Here is an 18,444-nt window from a genome sequence, read left to right on the forward strand (position 1 = left end):
TGGAGGAAGGGGAAGGAATTCCTTTCCCCCTTCTATTTTAAAAAAAGTGGGTGAACGCTGATGAGAGGCCGACAAAATCTTTGGGGATATGCATTTTTAGCTCCGCAATTAATCGGATTAATACTATTTTCATTGATTCCAGTTATCTTCACATTAACATTGAGCTTTATGAAATGGGACGGGTTTGGCGCTAAAGAATTTATTGGGTTAGCTAACTATATCGATCAATTTCAAGATGCCGACTTTTGGAAGGCCTTAGGAAATACGGTTTATTATACAATTTTAGTCATTCCTGTCAGTATCGCTTTGTCATTAGCGGTTGCAATTGCTCTCAATAAAATTAAGGGCAAAAATTTCTACAGACTTTTTTATTTTATGCCTGTTGTTACAAGCTCTGTTTCTATCGGGGTTATCTGGATGTGGATTTTAAATGGAGACTTCGGCATATTAAATCAAATTCTAGCAAACTTTGGAATTAAAGGACCAATGTGGCTGACAGACACAAACTGGGTCATGCCATCGATTGCTATTCTAAGTATCTGGTGGGGACTAGGACATAATATGGTTATTTTTTTGGCAGGCCTGCAGGGGATTTCTAAATCCTATTATGAGGCGGCAGAAATAGACGGAGCAACAAAGTGGCAAAAGCTTCGCCATATTACCTTGCCTCTGCTATCACCAACGACCTTCTTCATTGCTATAATGGCAATTATTTCTTCTTTCCAAGTTTTTGATCAGGCTTATGTTATGACAAGCGGAGGACCTGCTAAATCGAGCTACACGTTTGTGTATCATATTTACGAAGCCGCCTTTGTTGATTTCAAAATGGGTATCAGCTCGGCAGCAGCAATGGTATTGTTTGTCATCATACTCGCATTTACGCTAATCCAATTCAAAATGTCGAAAAGGTGGGTGCATTATGAAGATCAATGACGTACCGGTTAATACAGCCCCCAAGCCTGTGGTTCCATTGCCAACAAAGAAAAAAATCTCTGTTCTGCGCATATTGCTCCATCTTGTCCTAATTGCTGGTGCCTTTTTGATGGTTGCACCTTTCCTTTGGACAATAAGCAGCTCACTGAAAGATATGTCGCAAATTTTCCTTGTGCCGCCGAAATGGTTCCCTAATCCTATTAATTTCCAAAACTATCCCAATTCCTTAACAGCCATGCCATTTGCAAAAGCTTATTTTAACAGCTTCTATATAACAGCAGTTGTTGTGCTTTTAAACTTGCTGACTTGTTCCATGGCTGCATTTGCTTTCGCAAAAATGCGCTTTTGCGGTTCCAATCTGCTGTTCATTATGTTCTTGGCAACAATGATGATACCGAAGCAAGTGACGATGGTGCCATTGTACTTAATTATGGATGCCTTTGGCTGGATTGATACACATCTATCCTTAATTGTTCCAGCTGGCTTGTTTAATGCATTCGGGGTGTTTTTATTGCGGCAGTTTATTAGAGGGATACCGAATGAACAAATCGAGGCAGCTGTATTAGATGGGGCAAACCCAATTCGGATTTATCGAAGCATCATACTGCCATTGATCAAACCAGCACTTGCTGCCTTCGGAATATTTGCCTTTATGGGAATATGGAACAGTTTTTTAGAGCCGCTGATTTATTTAACTTCACCAGAAAACTTCACTGTTCCGCTGCTCTTGAATACCTTTAAAGGCTTATATTTTACAGACTGGTCCTTGATGATGGCTGGAACGACCATTTCCATTATTCCAGTTATTATTGTCTATATTTTTGCCCAAAAACAAATTATTGAAGGCATCGCCTTAACGGGCTCTAAAGGCTAAAGTCATTGATGGTTAGAACTATCCTTAATGAGGTGATCTTATTAACAAGCTGATGAATGCGTGCACATGGATATACCGCCTGCTGTATGCTAATCTTCTCTGGCTGCTGTTTACAGCCGCAGGACTTGTCCTGTTTGGAATTTTTCCTGCAACTGCAGCCATGTTTTCTTTAACGAAACAATGGCTCGAGGGAGCGGGAGATGACCATATGTTCCGAGAGTTTATGCTAAAGTTCAAAGCGTATTTCATCCAGGCAAATATTTTAGGGGCAATCGTTCTATTTACTGGTATCTTGCTGTATGTTGATTTCCAGTTTTTTTTACAAGCAGAGAGTACTATTTTTGTAGTTTTCAGATATACTCTACTGACTATTGCATTTGTTTATATCATTATGCTTCCATACTTATTTCCTCTATTAGTGGAAAAGAAACAAACTATAAGGGAAGTGCTGAAAAGTATGCTGTTTATGAGCATTACCCGGATTGCACACAGCGCAATTATGGTGATCGGCACTATCACGATTTTTGCTGTTTTCAGCCGATTCGCCGGCTTCTTCTTGTTATTCCTAGGAAGCACGATAGCGCTGTGGCTGACTTGGAATGTTAATACAGCATACAGGAACATACTGCGTAAACAAGCATAGCGGTTTTATAGAAGAATAGAGGGGAGAAAAACATATGTCCAAAATTACTTTCATCGGAGCAGGAAGCACTGTGTTTGCAAAAAATGTACTAGGAGACTGCATGATGGTCCCTGCACTGGAAGGTTTTGAGTTTGCTCTGTTTGATATTGATGAAGGCCGCTTGAAGGATTCGGAAAATATGCTGAACAATTTGCGTAACAACTATAATTGCTCTATTACGATAAAAGCTTATTCCAATCGGAAGGAAGCATTAAGAGGAGCAAAATATGTCATAAATGCCATCCAAGTTGGCGGGTATAAGCCTAGCACAGTTATCGACTTTGAGATTCCGAAAAAATACGGTCTGCGTCAAACAATTGCAGATACTGTTGGAGTTGGCGGTATTTTCCGCAGTTTACGGACTATTCCTGTCATGCTTGAGTTTGCGAAGGATATGGAAGAAGTTTGTCCTGATGCCTTGTTTTTGAATTATACAAACCCAATGGCAGCACTTACTGGTGCGATGCTCCGTTATACGAATGTTAAGACAGTCGGACTGTGTCACAGTGTTCAAGTTTGTACATCCCATCTTTTAAAGTCTTTAGGGATAAAAGCCAGTAATGTAGAGGAGAAGATTGCCGGGATTAATCATATGGCATGGCTTTTGGAAGTAAAAGCAGACGGGCAGGACTTATATCCAGAAATAAAGAGGCGCGCGAGAGAAAAGCAATTGCAAAAGCATTCGGACATGGTCCGGTTTGAATTGATGGAGAGATTTGGTTTTTATGTGACTGAATCATCAGAGCATAATGCTGAATATCATCCATATTTCATTAAGAAGCGCTATCCTGAATTAATTGACCGCTTTCAAATTCCGTTGGATGAATATCCGCGCCGCTGTGTTCAGCAAATCGAAAACTGGGAAAAAATGCGCAAGGAGCTTGTACATAACAGCAATCTAACACATGTGCGCTCCCACGAATATGGTTCAAGAATTATCGAAGCGATGGAAACAAACATCCCTTTCAAATTTGGAGGCAATGTTTTAAACACAGGCGGCTTAATCAGCAACCTGCCTGAAAAGGCATGTGTCGAGGTGCCGTGCCTTGTTGATCGCAACGGGATATTGCCATGCTATATAGGCGAGCTTCCAGAGCAGCTAGCTGCATTAAACAGAACTAATATCAATACACAGCTGCTGACAATTGAAGCTGCTGTCACCCGGAAAAAAGAATATATTTATCAAGCAGCCCTGCTGGACCCTCATACTGCAGCTGAACTGTCTATTGATGATATTGTTGCCATGTGTGATGATTTAATTGAAGCACATGGAAGCTGGCTGCCGAATTACGAATGAAAAATGGATGCATCTATTATGGATGCATCCTGTTTTTTCTTTATTTAATTTTCAAAGCAAGATTTTGATTAACAGTACAATAGAAATGACAGTTTTTACTCTGCTGTTTCTTTAAGCTTTCTATAGATGCCGGGATATGCAATTGCACCTTTTGATAGTCATTGTAGCGTAAATAAAGATTGTACACTGATTTTGGAAGAGCGCTTAGCCACTCGAGCGGTATGGCTATTATTCCTTCACCATTTTCATCGACGGATGCAGGAAGGCTGAATTCTGATGCTGCGGACTGCCTGTCCCGTAAAAGAAGTTCTTGGATCGCTGCATCAACACCTGTTGCCTTCAAATGAAGGCTAATATGGTCCGTGTTAGGGGTGCAGTTGGCAAGCTCTGCATGAGCTGGAAGCTCGATATATTTATAGGGCTCTGCTAATGGTGACACCATAAAGACTTGATCATCTTTAAAATGAAAGTTCTTTATTTTTGTATTCGCATGCCAGCGGGTGAGTTCTTCCACTTCCTTATAGCAACCGTTTTTAAAAAGCTGATAGCATGCTTTGTTAATAGGCTTAAAGAAATGATCGCTAATGTCATAATCTAAACTCTTAGCTGTCCTTAATGTTTTTTTCATTGTCCATACATAGGCTTTCCTTTTCAAATAGTCATTTGCTTTATGCTTTACTGAAGATTTTTCACTTCGCAAAGTATGGTAACGGTTGATAAAGCCGGTAAAGCAGTCAAATTCATATAATCTGTTCAGTATCATCTTTTTTATAACAGGATCAAGTTCTTTGCCCTTAAAGTAGTGAATCACCTTTTGATTACATTTCATCTTATGTAGGACATTCGTTCTTGAAGTTAAGGAATCTTTATTTTCGTTTTGTCTGTTTAAATAGTAAATGACATCTTTTGTTGTTGAGATGGATTTACAGCATGCGAGCACATCCATAAAAAATTGCTTATCTTCGGCAAATTTCATGGCAGGAAACTTTAGGCCATTTTCTTTAATAATGCTCGTTTTCATCATTCTTGCTCGTGGTCCTAAGTGATGAAAGATATGGGGGATAGAAACTGGCGGAACATTCCTTCGCTCTGTGCTTGATTCATGCTCTCCCACGATTGCTGTACCGTCTGTCCGTATTTTCACAGTTTTACCCACGATATAATCATCATTTGTTTCTTTAAGCACATTATAAAGCTTTTCAAGCCCGGATAATTCAAACCAGTCATCTGCATCAAGGAATGAAATATAGGGAGCCTTAGCAAGCTTTATACCTAAGTTTCTTGGGTAGGCAGGTGTCCCTGTATTCTTCTTTAGGAATGCTAGCTTAATATTTGGATGTTTCTTGCTGTACTCAAGCAGAATGGAGCGGGTATTATCTGTTGAACCGTCATCCACGAGGATGTATTCAATTTTTTCTCCTAATGTTTGATTCAAAACAGAATCGATTGTTTTTTTTATAGTGGCATCATTGTTGTATACAGGTGTAACCACCGTTACAATGGGGGCTGCAGTCTGGTTGGGATGCTGGAAAAGCTCATAATCGCTGGCAGTTTTAGTTTTCGGCCGAAAAAAGAGTAGATTCATCTATCATCCAAACTTTCTTTAATGTATTTATTTGAAGCTATTAGTTAAACTAGTGCTATCACCATTATGAAATATTTAGTATAAAACTATACATTTTTCACGAAATTATGCTAGTTTTAGAAATAAAATCCAAGGGAAAGGGGAGAATAAAATAGAAGTATTGACAATATAAAGGGCAGTCATTTATAATCTGCTTGTAAGCGGTTTCGATTGATCGCTAAAAAAATAGGTCAGATAATCTCACAAAAACCAAGCATTATTTTTAATATTTGCTAGAATTGGTTTATATTGAATTAACTGGTCTAGACATCTAGTTATATAGTTGATAAATCATTTTCAGTTAGAAGGGATCATGTTATGACAATGAAGGAACAAGGTGAGCTTTTGCTTCTTAAAGACTTAACCATTTACACAGAAGAGGGAGTGCTCTCAGATGGTTATTTGCTTATGGAGAAAGGAAGGATTCATTCTTACGGAAAATTAGCGGAGCTTGAGAAGACAGAGAACGTGCAAACAATATCATTCCCTAAAGGAAGCAAGCTTATTCCAGGGATGATTGACATTCATATTCATGGGGCGAAAAATGCCGATGCGATGGATGGTTCACACGATGGACTAAAGACGATCGCCGAAATCCTGCCATATGAGGGAACAACAAGCTTTTTAGCGACAACGATGACACAAGGGCAGGAAGAAATTGAATCTGCGCTTACGTGCATTTCGGCATTTATAGAAACAGACAACAAACCAGGCCAGGCAGAAATTCTGGGCGTTCATTTAGAAGGACCATTTATTAATGAAAAGAGAGCAGGAGCACAGCCGCTCGATGCAATTAAAACGGCAGATATTGAGCTTTTCCAAAGATGGAATCAACTGGCTGGTAACCAGATTCGACTGGTTACATTAGCGCCTGAGAAGGAGAATGGGCTAAAGCTTGCAGCTTACTTAAAAGAGAATGGTATTGTCGCGTCAATGGGACACACAGATGCTGTTTATGAGGAAGTAGTTGAAGCCGTACAAGCAGGAATGAATCATGTTACACATCTATATAATGGCATGAGAGGTTTCCATCATAGAGACCCAGGCACAGCTGGAGCTGTCCTCCTTCATGATGAGTTAACAGCAGAGATGATTGTAGATGGAGTTCATATCCATCCAGAAATCGTCAAACTGACCTATAAACAAAAGGGGAAGGATAAAATCATTCTGATAACAGACAGCATGAGAGCAAAATGGCTTGAAGATGGTGTTTCCTCACTAGGCGGTCAGAAAGTAATTGTAAAAGACGGCAAAGCGTTGCTCGAAAATGGGGCTCTTGCTGGAAGCACTTTAAAGATGAATGATGCACTCACCAATATGATGGCTTTTACAGGCTGTTCGTTAGAGGATGTCATCACAATGGGTGCTTATAATCCAGCTAAACAAATTGGCGTTTTAGATAGAAAAGGCAGTATTAAAACAGGCAAGGATGCAGATTTAGTCGTACTAGATGACAACAATAAAGTAATCTTAACCATTTGCAGAGGAATAATCGCAGCAAAATCCGGAGGTGCAGAATAATGAAATGGATCGAAGTAGATAACTATGAAAAAATGAGTGCGCAGGCAGCAGATGCCATCATCAGACTTGTGAAGGAAAAGCCTGATGCTATTCTTGGTTTGGCAACTGGCGGAACACCTGCTGGGACATATAAACGTCTTGCAGAAGACTTTAAGCAAAACAAAACATCCTATGAAAACATCAAAACTGTTAACTTAGACGAATATGTGGGCTTAGAGGCAAATAGTGAACAAAGCTATTCCTATTATATGGATAAGCATCTGTTTGATCATATTGACATTAAAAGAGAAAATGTTCATCTTCCAAAGGCGGAAACACCGCCATATGAACAAGATGCCGCAGAATATGAGGAGCTGATCGACAAATTAGGAGGAGTGGACTTACAAATTCTTGGTATTGGCGAAAATGGCCATATTGGCTTCAATGAGCCGGGCACATCATTTACCTCGAAGACAAGTGTTGTCGAATTGGATGAGTCAACAAGAGAGGCAAATGCAAGATACTTTGAAAATCGCGATGACGTACCGACACATGCGATTTCTATGGGGATCTCTACCATCATGAAAAGCAGAAAAATTATTTTGCTCGCTTCAGGCAGCAAAAAAGCGCCGATCTTATATAATCTTTTCCAAACAGAGGTGACAGAAGATATTCCTGCATCTATTCTGAAGCAGCATCCAGATGTAACAATAATTGCAGACAGTGAAGCTTTGGCAATTTTGAAGGATAAAGAAGGAAGTGTGTATCGTTGATTATTAAGGATTCCCATATTCCAATCTATTTTCAGCTGGAAACGGAAATAAAGGAGCTTGTAAAGGGCTTAAATCCTGGGGACCCAATTAGTTCTGAAAGAGAATTTGCAGAGAAATATGACATCAGCAGAATGACTGTCCGTCAAGCTATCAATAATCTTGTCAATGAAGGTATTTTAGTTAGAAAGAGAGGCAAAGGAACCTTCGTTGCAGCACAGAAGGTAGAGCAGCCTCTTTCCGGCTTGACGAGTTTTTCAGAGGATATGCGTTCAAGGGGGATGAAGCCGCAGACGAAAATCCTTTCTTTTCAACAAATCAGTTCTGACAAAAATATTGCTGCAAAGCTGAAAATAGAAGAAAACATGCCGGTATATGAAGTGAGCCGTCTAAGGCTAGCAGATGAAAGTCCAATGGCGCTGGAGGTTTCTTATTTACCGGCCCATATTATCACTGACCTGACCGAAAAAACCATTCACGCCTCCCTTTATGATTATATTGAAAAGGAGCTGCAGCTTACAATCAGCCATGCATCACAAACGCTGGAGTCATCCCTTGCTCAAGGAAATGAATGCAATTTATTAAAAATTGAGGAAGGCGATCCTGTGCTGCTTATTGAACGCTACAGCTATTTGGAAAATGGAGCGGCCTTTGAGTATGTTAAATCCATTTACAGAGGAGACCGCTATAAATTTGTCATCGATATGAAGAGGTGAAAATATGAGCGAATTAAGAGGAACAGAGCAGCGCAATCCACACAGTCTTCATTTAGATGAATGGTCAACACTAGAGATTGTTCAATTTATGAACAAGGAGGATGAAGGAGTTGCTCAGGCAGTCCGTGGAGCACTGGCAGAAATTAGCCTTGCCGTCGATGGGATTGCTGACAGATGGAAGCGCGGCGGCAGATGCTTTGTTGTTGGGGCAGGGACGAGTGGCAGACTGGCGGTAGTTGATGCAGTAGAGCTAGTTCCGACGTTTTCAATCGCGCAAAACAGATGGGTGCCTCTCCTTGCTGGCGGATATGAAGCAATGTGGAATTCCCTTGAAGAAACAGAGGATGATGATAACTGGATTATTGCTGCACTGAACAGCCACTCTCTTGCAAAGGACGATGTGGTGATAGGGGTAACAGCCAGCGGGTCAACACCTTTCGTTCTCGCTGCTGCAAAACTTGCAGCTCAAGTCGGTGCGATGACAATTGGAATCAGCAACAACGAACAAACTGTTTTATCCTCTATATGCGAAATCGGGATCGAGGCGCCAACAGGACCTGAAGTGATTAGGGGATCAACAAGGCTGAAGGCAGGCACAGCTCAAAAAATGATTTTGAATATGCTGTCAACAGCAACGATGACAAAGCTCGGCAAAGTATATCAAAATGAAATGGCAGACATGAAACTGATTAACAAAAAGCTTGTGGACAGAGCTGTGCAGATGCTGATTAACATAACAGATACAACAGAGGAAGAGGCGCGGGCTGCTCTTATGAGTGCAGACCTTAACTTGAAATCAGCAGCATTTTTGATTCTGACAGGTGCAGCAGCTGAGGAAGCAGCGGAATTCTTAACACAATCAGAGGGGCATTTAAAAAAAGCGATTCAGCTTTATTTCCAGGACGTAAAGGAGGGGAGGGCTTAAACGAACAAAGAAGATTAATCTAAGCTATTATATATAATTTTTTTACTTTGAAAAACTAAAGGGGTAATAGTATGAAAGCTTATTTGCAAAAACTTGGTCGAGCTTTAATGCTGCCTGTAGCTGTATTGCCAGCGGCAGCGATTTTAATGGGGATAGGTTATGCAATCGACCCTTCTGGATGGGGAGCAGACAGTCCAACAGCAGCTTTTCTAATAAAGGCTGGTTCTTCCATTCTTGACAATATTCCATATTTATTTGCAGTTGGGGTTGCATTAGGATTATCTAAGGATAAGGATGGATCTGCTGCGTTAAGCGGTTTAGTAGCATTTCTAGTTATTAAGACATTGTTATCCACAAATTCCGTTGCGATGCTTCAAGGAGTTAATCCAGAAGATGTGAATATTGCCTTTACAAAAATTGAAAATGCCTTTATTGGGATGCTTTCTGGTATAGTCGCATCGATTATGTATAATCGCTTCAGCAAAACACAGCTTCCAGCCGCATTTGCATTTTTCAGCGGCAAAAGGCTTGTTCCAATTCTAAGTGCTGTCAGTATGCTTGTAGTTGCTGTTATCTTATTATTCTTATGGCCGGCTATCTACAGCGGATTAGTATCATTTGGAACACAAATCAGTAAGCTAGGAGCAATCGGAGCAGGTTTATATGGTTTCTTCAACAGACTGCTTATCCCGACAGGTCTCCATCATGCGCTGAATGCCGTATTCTGGTTTGATTTAGCAGGTATTAATGATATCGGGAACTTCTGGGCTGGCAAAGGGGAAAAAGGTGTGACCGGTATGTATCAAGCAGGCTTCTTCCCTGTTATGATGTTCGGATTGCCAGCAGCTGCTTTGGCGATGTACCATACAGCTAAGACGAAAAGAAAGAAGCAAGTCGCATCCCTTATGCTTGCAGCAGGAATTGCGGCATTCGTAACAGGTGTAACAGAGCCAATTGAATTTGCCTTTATGTTTGCAGCACCTGGATTGTATTTAGTTCATGCCGTGCTTACTGGTTTCTCACTGGCAATCGCGTCCTTCTTCCATTGGACGGCCGGGTTCTCCTTCAGCGGTGGCTTAATTGATTTTATTTTAAGCTCACGGCTGCCTTTGGCAAACCAGCCGTATATGCTGATTGTTCAAGGGTTGGTTTTCGCCGTTATTTATTATACGCTGTTCCGCTTTTTAATCACGAAGTTTAACTTGACGACACCAGGACGTGAGGAAGAGACTGCTGAAGAAGCAGCGGTAACAACACAGACTGGTGATAACAAATTTGCTGCAATGGCTTCACAAATATACGAAGGTTTAGGCGGAGATGAAAATGTCGCTTCTGTCGATAACTGTGTAACAAGATTAAGAATTGAAGTGAAAGACATGAATGCAGTAAATCAGAATAAAATCAAAGCGACGGGAGTGCCGGGAATTAATATCGTCGGCCCAACTAGCATTCAAGTCATTGTCGGCACACAAGTGCAGTTTGTTGCAGATGAAATAGAGAAAATCAGACACGAAGACTAACAGCTGTCTCTTAAAATACGAACAAATCCCGATTAAAAGGTAATCGGGATTTGTTGTATGTTAATGGAGGCGTAACTCCTGTTATAAATAACCTTAAGAGTGATATTCACAAGAATTCTGCTCTTTTATTAAAAAAGTAATTTTCTAAATAATTTTATAATGATATGATATGTAACAAGATTAAAGAGATTTGGTTAAAGTGAAAACTGGTCAGATATTCTGACAAGTGTCTCGTTTTTTTACATGAAAAGAGGTAAACTAACGCGGAAGAGTGTTTTTTTTCTATTTAATAGGGAATGTTGTTTTTGGATATAGTTCGTATTTTGCTTGAATTTTATTACTTTAGAACTGTTTTTTTATAATTTTTTATTTAAAAAGCGCACATTTTGTTGTAAATAAATAAAAAGGTATGTATAATACAGGTATAAACAGTTTGGCAGGTGATTATCATAGATTCGAATGAAACGAAAAGATTACTTTCTCAAATCTATAATAAAGTATCAAAGGAATTGTTTGGTGCTGGTACCACATTGCTGAAAGTAACCATCGATCAAAACGTAATAACCTTGCAAGCCAAGCATCCGAGGGCTTCCCGATCAGCTGCACTGGAAGGGGAAGTGCCGAGCTTAAAGCTAGAGGTGGATTTCCATCTGTCTCTATTGTTTAAGAAAAAGTTCAGGCAGCAGCTTGAGGAACAAACAGGCTGGAATATTGAAGCTTTATTAAGAGATTACGATTCATTCACTCAATTTGCTTTTACAAATATCGTCTTAAATACTAAATAATGAGGATTTTTGCTTGGATTTATCTGAGTGAAACGCCAAAATATAAGACTAAGATAGTTTTCCCTTTGTTTATCAAAGAAAAGACAATCTTAAGTAGAAGAATGATTCTATTTAAGATTGTCTTTTTTTGTTTTGCTTCGCGCCTTTAAGGCGGGCAGGATAAAAAAAGGGAGTATTATACAGCATTTATTATAAAAAAATACCTAATAGAAATGAAAATGGAGGAGCATAAAAAATGAAAAAAATAGTTCAAGCATTTGCAGCATCATCTTTACTGTTATTGGCAGCTTGTGGTTCTAATGATTCAGGCAGCAACGAAGGAAAAGAGAAACTTGTTGTATCGACATGGGGCTTTAATGAAGACTTTTTCCGTGAAGAAATTTATAAGCCTTTTGAAGAGGAAAACAATGTAGAAATCGTTTTAGATACAGGCAATAATGCTGATCGTCTCAATAAAATCAAGCAAGGCAATTCAGATGTAGATGTTATTTTCTTATCAGACTACTATGCACAGCAAGGCATTCAAGATGGATTATTTGAGACGATTGACCGCGAGAATATTCCTAATGTTGACAAAATCTATGATGTAGCGAAAGCTCCGCTAGGGGAAGAATACGGACCAGCGTACACAATTGCTCAGTTTGGAATTGCTTATAACCCTGATGAGTCTCCAATTGAAATCACTTCTTGGAAGGATTTATGGAGTGCAGATTTAAAAGGGAAAATTACCATTCCAAGCATCACTTCTACAACAGGTCCGATGATGGTTGATTTAGCATCACAGGTGAGCGGTCAAGAAACATTTAACGAAGATGCAGCTTTCACATCCTTGAAAGAAATTATGCCAAGTGTTGTGAAGGAATACGGACAAACTTCTGAATATGTAAACATGTTTGCACAAGGCGAAATTGCAGCTGGACCAATTATGGAAATGTATTTTGCTGACTTGAAAGAAGCAGTTCCAAATGCAGAATTTGTAACACCGGCTGAAGGTGGTTATGCAGTAATGAACACAATGAATGTTATTAAAGGAACAGATCAAAAAGAGCTTTCTGAAAAATTCATCAACTACATTCTCGGTCAAGAAGCTCAAGAGAAATCAGCAAAAAATAAAGTGGATTCTCCTGTAAATATTGATGTTGAGCTGACAGAAGAGGAAGCTGAGGGACTAACATATGGAGAAGACTTGATTAACAGTCTTCACACAATGGATATGAAATTCGTTAATGAGAACTTGAGCAAGTGGATAGACCGCTGGAACCGTGAGCTTATTCAATAAGAGTAGGAGGAACTTGGAATGCCTGAAAAGCTGATACTTGATGTGGATACAGGGATTGATGACGCGATTGGCATTTTGCTCGCCGTTAAAAGCAAAAACTTTGACCTGTTAGGTATAACGACAGTGAGCGGAAACGTCTCCTTGAATACCGCGACTATTAATACATGCAAAATACTTGATTTGCTTGGTAGTACAGAAATACCGGTTGTTAAGGGAGCAGAGTCTCCCTTGTTTAGAAAGCCGGTTTTTGAACATCGTATTCATGGAGAAGATGGCCTTGGCGGAGCGTTAAAGGATATCCCTGTAAGCAATGAGATAAGCGATGGCTTTGCACCAGACTTCATAATCAATTCAATTTTAAGTTTTTCTGGAGAGGTTACCTTAATCTGTACCGGTCCTCTTACCAACTTGGCATTGGCTGTGAAAAAATGTCCTCAAATTACGAAGCATGTCAAAAAGGTGATTTTCATGGGCGGTGTAGTAAGAGGTGTCGGCAATATTACCCCAACAGCTGAGTTCAATGCTTATGTTGATCCAGAGGCTGCAAAGATTGTCCTTCAGGCTGGCTTTCCGTCCATTGTACAGGTTGGCTTGGATGTAACTAGAAAGGCATTGCTTACTAGAGATCATATTCAACAGTTGAAAGATGAAAAGCTTGCGAGCTATATAGATGAAAGCACAAGCGATTATCAGCAAAAGTACTACTCCCGCTATAATGTGCATGCATGTGCCATGCACGACCCGTTAGCGGTCGGAATTGCCATTAACAGCAAGCTGGTGGTAACAGAGAAGCATTATGTGGATGTGGAAACAAAGAGTGAATTATGCGATGGTCAGTTTGTGTGTGATTTCCAAAACCGCTTGAACAAGGAGCCTAATTTAGAGGTATGTCTTGAAGTGGATACGGAAGCCTTTTTTGAAATGTTTATTGAAACTTTAAATTCTAAAAACTAAACAGGGAGTGATGAGATGAAGAAAAGATATCTATACCTGTTGCTTCTACCAGGATTGCTGTTTTTAACTGTCTTTATGGTTATCCCAATCTTGTCGATGATTGGTACAACCTTTCATGATAATGGAACAATTAGTGTAAAAGGATATATCGATTTTTTTAAGGATGATTATTTCATCAAGATTTTACTGACTACCTTGCGTGTCAGCTTGTTGACGACGCTTATCTGTATCTTGATTGGCTTTCCGGTCTCTTATTATATTTCTAAACTTCAAGCTCGGAAAAAGGCAGTTTTCCTGCTGTTAACTATTTTTCCGTTGTTGACAAGCCCTGTTGTCCGCTCATTTAGCTGGATGATTATTATCGGGAAAAACGGAGTTCTGAACAAGATTTTACTAGGAGCCGGGCTTATCGACCAGCCGCTTGAAATTTTGTATACACCAACAGCTATTATTATTGGTTTAGTGCATTTATTCCTGCCTTTAGTAATTGTTACACTTGTTGGAGTAATGGAGAATATCGAAATGGATTTACTGCAGGCAGCAGAGAGTCTTGGGGCATCAAAACTCGGAGTCTTCTTGAAGATTGTTGTGCCGCTTTGTGTGCCAGGGCTGGTAATTGGCAGCATTCTCGTGTTTGTCGGCAGCTTTACAGCTTATACAACGCCAGCATTGCTAGGCGGAAAACAAAGGGTTATTTCGACGTTTTTATATCAAAATGCGATTACATTAAATGATTGGAAGCTAGCATCCATTGTAGCAACAATCATGATTGTCGTGACCTTTATTATTATTTCCATTATGAATGGAGTAGCAAAAAAACTTAATCCGAAGGGGTAGAGGTGTATGCAGGAAAAGAATAGAGGGTTGGCCCTGTTTACCTTCCTCGTTTTTGTTTTTTTACTAGGGCCTTTGCTTATTATATCAATTACTTCATTTGAGGGCGGAAGCATCTTGAAGTTCCCTCCTGAAGAGTATTCGTTTAAATGGTATGAAAATATTTTTCAAGTAGAAATGTTCTTGAGCACATTCAAGACATCTATCCTTGTTTCCATTGCCGGAAATATTTTAGCATTATTACTTGGCGTGCCAGCTGCATATGCGTTAAGCAGATTTGACTTTGCGGGTAAGGGAATTATCAATGGGATTTTTGTTTCGCCAATTCTTATTCCGGGAATTGTGTTAGGTTTTTCCTTCTTACGTTATATTGTGGTTGCATATGAGCTGCCGATCTATACTTCCCTATTTATCGGTCATACTGTCATCATGCTGCCGTTTGTTATTCGTGTTATCTCGTCAAGCTTAACAAACTTTGATTTTTCGATAGAGGAAGCTGCACTTAGTTTAGGAGCAAGCAGAATTGGCACCTTTTTCTCGATAGTTGTCCCGAATATAAAATCAGGCATAATTGCAGCTGTAATGATTGCCTTCTTAGAGTCATTCAATAATGTTGATATCTCTGTTTACATGACAGGACCAGGTGTGAGCACATTCCCAATCCAGATGCTGTTGTATGTAGAGAACTACTTTGACCCTACTGTTGCAGCTATATCTGTACTGTTAATGATTATTACTGCATTGTTCATGTTTATAGTAGAACGATTAATGGGATTATCCTATTTTACAAAAAGATAGAAGGGATTGTTAAATGTGGCTTTGTTTACATTACAAGACATATCTGTAGCTTATAACAAAAAAGAAATTCTTAAGAATTTCAATCTTGAAATCGAAAAGGGGCAGCTTGTATCCCTGCTTGGACCAAGCGGCTGCGGCAAGACAACAACGCTTCGTCTAATTGCCGGTTTCCTGCAATCAAATAACGGGAAGTTCTTGTTTAAAGATAAAGATTATACAAAGGTTCCTGTTAACAAAAGAAACTTTGGGTTTGTGTTTCAAAACTATGCTTTGTTCCCCCATATGACTGTTGCTGATAATATTGCCTTCGGTCTTCGTTTGCGAAAGGTTCCGAAAGCAGAAGCTGTGAAGCGAGTAGAGCGCATGTTGGAAATCGTCAATCTAGAAGGATACGGTAAAAGATACCCTGCAGAGCTCTCAGGTGGACAAAGACAACGGGTCGCAATCGCAAGAGCACTTGTCATTGAACCGGATATTCTCCTTTTTGATGAACCATTAAGCAATCTCGATGCTAATTTGCGTGTCAATATGCGTGTTGAAATAAGAAGAATACAGCAAGAGCTTGGAATAACAACGGTATACGTTTCTCACGATCAAGAAGAATGCTTCTCTATTTCTGATCAAGTAGCCATCATGAATAAAGGCATCATCGAGCAATTGAGTGATCCTGCAACCATTTATAAATATCCTGCAACAAAATTTGTCGCTGATTTTATCGGCTTCAAAAACTTTATTGAGTTTGATAGAAGAGAAGATAAAGGGGATATAGTGGAGCTGTATAAGAATGGCAGTATGTTTACTGTTGAAAAACATTCCCATATGACGCCAGCTAAAAAGGTTGGAGCTGTCCGGCCAGATGACTTCCTGCTTGCAGAATGGAACGAAACACAAGTCCTTCCTTCTAATGGCATACCAGGAAAAATAAAGATTACAACATTCCTCGGCAGAAGCTATCAATATGTTGTCAGCACACCAATTGGTGAATTTACTGTTAATAAAGAGATGACAGCACCATTTAATGTCGGACAAGTTGTAGTCCTGATTATTCCAAAGGATCAGATGGTGCTTGTAGAGTAGGAGGGGTCAAACAATGAAAGTAGATATGCTTATTAAAGAAGCAATGGTTTTTAACAGCTATTTCAAACAGTTCACAAAAGCAAATGTCGCTGTTAAGGATGGCAAGTTCTTTTATATAGGTGCAAAAGGCAGTGAAACGTTTACGGCAGAGAAAATAATAGAAGCTGCTGGCATGTATCTTGTTCCAGGATTGATTGATATCCACCTCCATATTGAAAGCACGATGGTTACTCCAGCGACATTTTCATACGGTTTGCTAAAAAATGGGGTCACCACGATTGTACCTGAGCCTCATGAAATGGCAAACGTGTTTGGAATAGCAGGTGTAAAAGAGATGATCAAGGCAAGCAAGAACTGTCGTTTGGACATGTTCTATGCTATTCCAAGCTCGGTTCCTGCAACTAGTATGGAAACTACTGGCGGAGCAATTGAGATAGAAGATATCGAAGAATTGCTGCAGACAGAGAGAATAAAATGCCTTGGGGAAATCATGAATTATTATGATGTTATTTCCAAACCAGGCGGAAAAACAAACAAGATATTATCATATATGTCAGAGAATTATCCTGAGCTTATTATTGAAGGACATGTTCCAAAACTCCTTGATCTCGAATTACAGAGTCTGGCATTTGCAGGAGTTACATCCGATCATACCCATCAAACAGTAGCAGGGATGAAGGAGCGTATAGCAATAGGGATGTTCCTTGAAATTCAAGAAAAATCAATGACAAAAGAAGTTATAGATTATTTAATTGATCAAGATGTTGATGAGCATTTCTGTTTTGTGACAGATGATGTAATGGCAGATTCCCTGCAAAACAGAGGGCATTTAAATGTTCTCCTGAAAAAAGCTATCGCAATGGGCATGTCTCCTGAGAAAGCGATTTATGCTTGTACTTATACACCAGCTGCCCGCATGCGAATGTATGACAGAGGCGTAATTGCACCAGGCAAGCTCGCAGATTTTCTGCTAGTTTCAGAGTTAGAAAGCTTTCATATCCAAGAAGTATATAAAGAAGGAACAAAGGTCTATGATGAGACAATTCCTTACGTACAGGAAGAAAGCAGCCAAGCATTTCCGAGCAGCTTCTACGAAAGTGTAAATCTAAACAAACTGGATGAAGATGCTTTTCAAGTGAAGCTTATGAAAAATGATGGCAAAGTAAAATGCCGAATAATGAATGTGAAAAACGGCTCTACCTTCACAGAAGAAAAACATGATGATTTAAATATAGAAGCGGGTATGCTGCAGTGGGAGGAAAGTGAATACGGACTTCTTGCTACATTTGAACGCTATGGCAAGAACGGCAATAGTGCAAGAGGGCTTATTGGCGGGGATGTCCTGAAAAGAGGTGCTGTTGCCACAACTTATTCACATGATAACCATAATCTCCTTGTCCTAGGTCAAAATAAAGAGGATATGGTGATAGCAGCGAATGAAGTAATAAAGCAGCAAGGAGGAATCTGCTGTGTTCATAATGGCGAAATTCTTGCAAATGTGCCGTTGCCTGTTGGCGGTATTCTTTCAGAAGAGCCTTTATCTATCATTTCTAAGCAGGTAGAACAATTAACAGCAACACTCCAAGCGCTTGGCTATGAACATTATAATGCGATTATGTCGTTAAGCACTTTATCGCTGCCAGTAAGTCCTGCATTAAAAATTACAGATCATGGCTTAATTGATGTTAATAAAGGGATGGTTGTTCCTTTAGTGGTTAAGTAAGCAATAAAAAAAGAACTAGATTTAAATTAAAATGTACCCTATAGAGTAGACACTAAAAAAAGTCTACCTATAGGGTGCTTTTTTGTATAATAAAGAAACACAACTAGAGAAAAAACAACATGGGACTGGAGATTTTTTATGAGTAATAGGATT

General features: G+C 39.6%; 17 protein-coding genes. 16 read left to right on the forward strand and 1 reads right to left on the reverse strand.

Annotation, left to right across the window (positions count from 1 at the left end):
• The first annotated feature begins 60 nt into the window (after window positions 1-60).
• From M3600_RS08475 to melA, 4 genes are read left to right on the forward strand one after another with little or no spacing between them, the layout of a single operon-like run.
• Entirely contained in the window at window positions 61-933 is an 873-nt protein-coding gene (locus tag M3600_RS08475) for a carbohydrate ABC transporter permease (protein WP_396953793.1), read from the forward strand.
• Window positions 920-1,807 (forward strand): carbohydrate ABC transporter permease, encoded by an 888-nt coding sequence (locus M3600_RS08480; RefSeq protein ID WP_237940986.1) that lies wholly within the window; start codon window positions 920-922, stop codon window positions 1,805-1,807. Before M3600_RS08475 ends, M3600_RS08480 begins: the two co-directional genes overlap by 14 nt.
• Window positions 1,808-1,859: 52 nt before the next feature.
• Window positions 1,860-2,450, forward strand: a complete 591-nt coding sequence (locus M3600_RS08485; RefSeq protein WP_251645350.1) for a YesL family protein — start codon at window positions 1,860-1,862, stop codon at window positions 2,448-2,450.
• Window positions 2,451-2,484: 34 nt separating this feature from the next.
• Window positions 2,485-3,786 carry an alpha-glucosidase/alpha-galactosidase gene (melA, locus tag M3600_RS08490; protein WP_251645352.1) on the forward strand — a complete coding sequence of 434 codons (1,302 nt, stop codon included), beginning with the start codon at window positions 2,485-2,487 and terminating at the stop codon, window positions 3,784-3,786.
• Window positions 3,787-3,826: 40 nt separating this feature from the next.
• On the opposite strand, the gene M3600_RS08495 is transcribed toward melA, so the two are convergent.
• Window positions 3,827-5,371 carry a glycosyltransferase family 2 protein gene (locus tag M3600_RS08495; RefSeq protein ID WP_251645353.1) on the reverse strand — a complete coding sequence of 515 codons (1,545 nt, stop codon included), beginning with the start codon at window positions 5,369-5,371 and terminating at the stop codon, window positions 3,827-3,829.
• Window positions 5,372-5,734: 363 nt separating this feature from the next.
• On the opposite strand from M3600_RS08495, the gene nagA reads away from it, so the two are divergent.
• From nagA to M3600_RS08555, 12 genes are all read left to right on the forward strand, one after another.
• Window positions 5,735-6,931: an N-acetylglucosamine-6-phosphate deacetylase gene (nagA, locus tag M3600_RS08500; RefSeq protein ID WP_251645391.1), complete on the forward strand. Its 1,197-nt coding sequence runs from the start codon at window positions 5,735-5,737 to the stop codon at window positions 6,929-6,931.
• The gene (nagB, locus tag M3600_RS08505) at window positions 6,931-7,683 is read left to right on the forward strand and encodes a glucosamine-6-phosphate deaminase (RefSeq protein ID WP_233316776.1); all 753 of its coding nucleotides are present in this window, start codon (window positions 6,931-6,933) and stop codon (window positions 7,681-7,683) included. Before nagA ends, nagB begins: the two co-directional genes overlap by 1 nt.
• The gene (locus tag M3600_RS08510; protein ID WP_233316777.1) at window positions 7,680-8,396 is read left to right on the forward strand and encodes a GntR family transcriptional regulator; all 717 of its coding nucleotides are present in this window, start codon (window positions 7,680-7,682) and stop codon (window positions 8,394-8,396) included. The genes nagB and M3600_RS08510 overlap by 4 nt, the downstream gene beginning before the upstream one ends.
• A gap of 4 nt (window positions 8,397-8,400) precedes the next feature.
• Window positions 8,401-9,321, forward strand: coding sequence for an N-acetylmuramic acid 6-phosphate etherase (gene murQ / locus M3600_RS08515; protein WP_233316778.1), 921 nt, complete (start codon window positions 8,401-8,403; stop codon window positions 9,319-9,321).
• A 71-nt stretch (window positions 9,322-9,392) separates the two neighbouring features.
• The gene (gene nagE, locus M3600_RS08520; protein WP_233316779.1) at window positions 9,393-10,841 is read left to right on the forward strand and encodes an N-acetylglucosamine-specific PTS transporter subunit IIBC; all 1,449 of its coding nucleotides are present in this window, start codon (window positions 9,393-9,395) and stop codon (window positions 10,839-10,841) included.
• Between the two features lie 440 nt (window positions 10,842-11,281).
• Window positions 11,282-11,626: a DUF2294 domain-containing protein gene (locus tag M3600_RS08525; RefSeq protein ID WP_233316780.1), complete on the forward strand. Its 345-nt coding sequence runs from the start codon at window positions 11,282-11,284 to the stop codon at window positions 11,624-11,626.
• A gap of 235 nt (window positions 11,627-11,861) precedes the next feature.
• A complete protein-coding gene (locus M3600_RS08530) occupies window positions 11,862-12,905 on the forward strand; it encodes an ABC transporter substrate-binding protein (RefSeq protein WP_251645354.1) in 1,044 nt (347 codons plus the stop codon).
• A gap of 18 nt (window positions 12,906-12,923) precedes the next feature.
• Complete coding sequence (locus M3600_RS08535) at window positions 12,924-13,859, forward strand: nucleoside hydrolase (RefSeq protein WP_233316782.1); 936 nt, start codon at window positions 12,924-12,926, stop codon at window positions 13,857-13,859.
• Window positions 13,860-13,874: 15 nt separating this feature from the next.
• Window positions 13,875-14,696: an ABC transporter permease gene (locus tag M3600_RS08540; RefSeq protein ID WP_233316783.1), complete on the forward strand. Its 822-nt coding sequence runs from the start codon at window positions 13,875-13,877 to the stop codon at window positions 14,694-14,696.
• Between the two features lie 6 nt (window positions 14,697-14,702).
• A complete protein-coding gene (locus tag M3600_RS08545; RefSeq protein WP_233316784.1) occupies window positions 14,703-15,491 on the forward strand; it encodes an ABC transporter permease in 789 nt (262 codons plus the stop codon).
• A gap of 15 nt (window positions 15,492-15,506) precedes the next feature.
• A complete protein-coding gene (locus M3600_RS08550) occupies window positions 15,507-16,568 on the forward strand; it encodes an ABC transporter ATP-binding protein (protein ID WP_251645355.1) in 1,062 nt (353 codons plus the stop codon).
• A 13-nt stretch (window positions 16,569-16,581) separates the two neighbouring features.
• Window positions 16,582-18,291 (forward strand): adenine deaminase C-terminal domain-containing protein, encoded by a 1,710-nt coding sequence (locus M3600_RS08555; RefSeq protein WP_251645361.1) that lies wholly within the window; start codon window positions 16,582-16,584, stop codon window positions 18,289-18,291.
• The last annotated feature ends 153 nt before the right edge of the window (window positions 18,292-18,444 follow it).

The organism is Niallia sp. MER 6 (assembly GCF_023714395.1).
Classification (GTDB): Bacteria; Bacillota; Bacilli; order Bacillales; family Cytobacillaceae; genus Niallia.

What these genes read in the sequence shown, in the direction of transcription:
- M3600_RS08545 (WP_233316784.1), top strand. Translation starts at nt 14,703, where the DNA reads ATGCAGGAAAAGAATAGAGGGTTGGCCCTGTTTACCTTCCTCGTTTTT.
- M3600_RS08475 (WP_396953793.1), top strand. Translation starts at nt 61, where the DNA reads ATGAGAGGCCGACAAAATCTTTGGGGATATGCATTTTTAGCTCCGCAA.
- M3600_RS08555 (WP_251645361.1), top strand. Translation starts at nt 16,582, where the DNA reads ATGAAAGTAGATATGCTTATTAAAGAAGCAATGGTTTTTAACAGCTAT.
- nagE (WP_233316779.1), top strand. Translation starts at nt 9,393, where the DNA reads ATGAAAGCTTATTTGCAAAAACTTGGTCGAGCTTTAATGCTGCCTGTA.
- nagB (WP_233316776.1), top strand. Translation starts at nt 6,931, where the DNA reads ATGAAATGGATCGAAGTAGATAACTATGAAAAAATGAGTGCGCAGGCA.
- M3600_RS08530 (WP_251645354.1), top strand. Translation starts at nt 11,862, where the DNA reads ATGAAAAAAATAGTTCAAGCATTTGCAGCATCATCTTTACTGTTATTG.
- murQ (WP_233316778.1), top strand. Translation starts at nt 8,401, where the DNA reads ATGAGCGAATTAAGAGGAACAGAGCAGCGCAATCCACACAGTCTTCAT.
- melA (WP_251645352.1), top strand. Translation starts at nt 2,485, where the DNA reads ATGTCCAAAATTACTTTCATCGGAGCAGGAAGCACTGTGTTTGCAAAA.
- M3600_RS08485 (WP_251645350.1), top strand. Translation starts at nt 1,860, where the DNA reads ATGAATGCGTGCACATGGATATACCGCCTGCTGTATGCTAATCTTCTC.
- M3600_RS08535 (WP_233316782.1), top strand. Translation starts at nt 12,924, where the DNA reads ATGCCTGAAAAGCTGATACTTGATGTGGATACAGGGATTGATGACGCG.
- M3600_RS08480 (WP_237940986.1), top strand. Translation starts at nt 920, where the DNA reads ATGAAGATCAATGACGTACCGGTTAATACAGCCCCCAAGCCTGTGGTT.
- M3600_RS08540 (WP_233316783.1), top strand. Translation starts at nt 13,875, where the DNA reads ATGAAGAAAAGATATCTATACCTGTTGCTTCTACCAGGATTGCTGTTT.
- nagA (WP_251645391.1), top strand. Translation starts at nt 5,735, where the DNA reads ATGAAGGAACAAGGTGAGCTTTTGCTTCTTAAAGACTTAACCATTTAC.
- M3600_RS08495 (WP_251645353.1), bottom strand. Translation starts at nt 5,371, where the DNA reads ATGAATCTACTCTTTTTTCGGCCGAAAACTAAAACTGCCAGCGATTAT.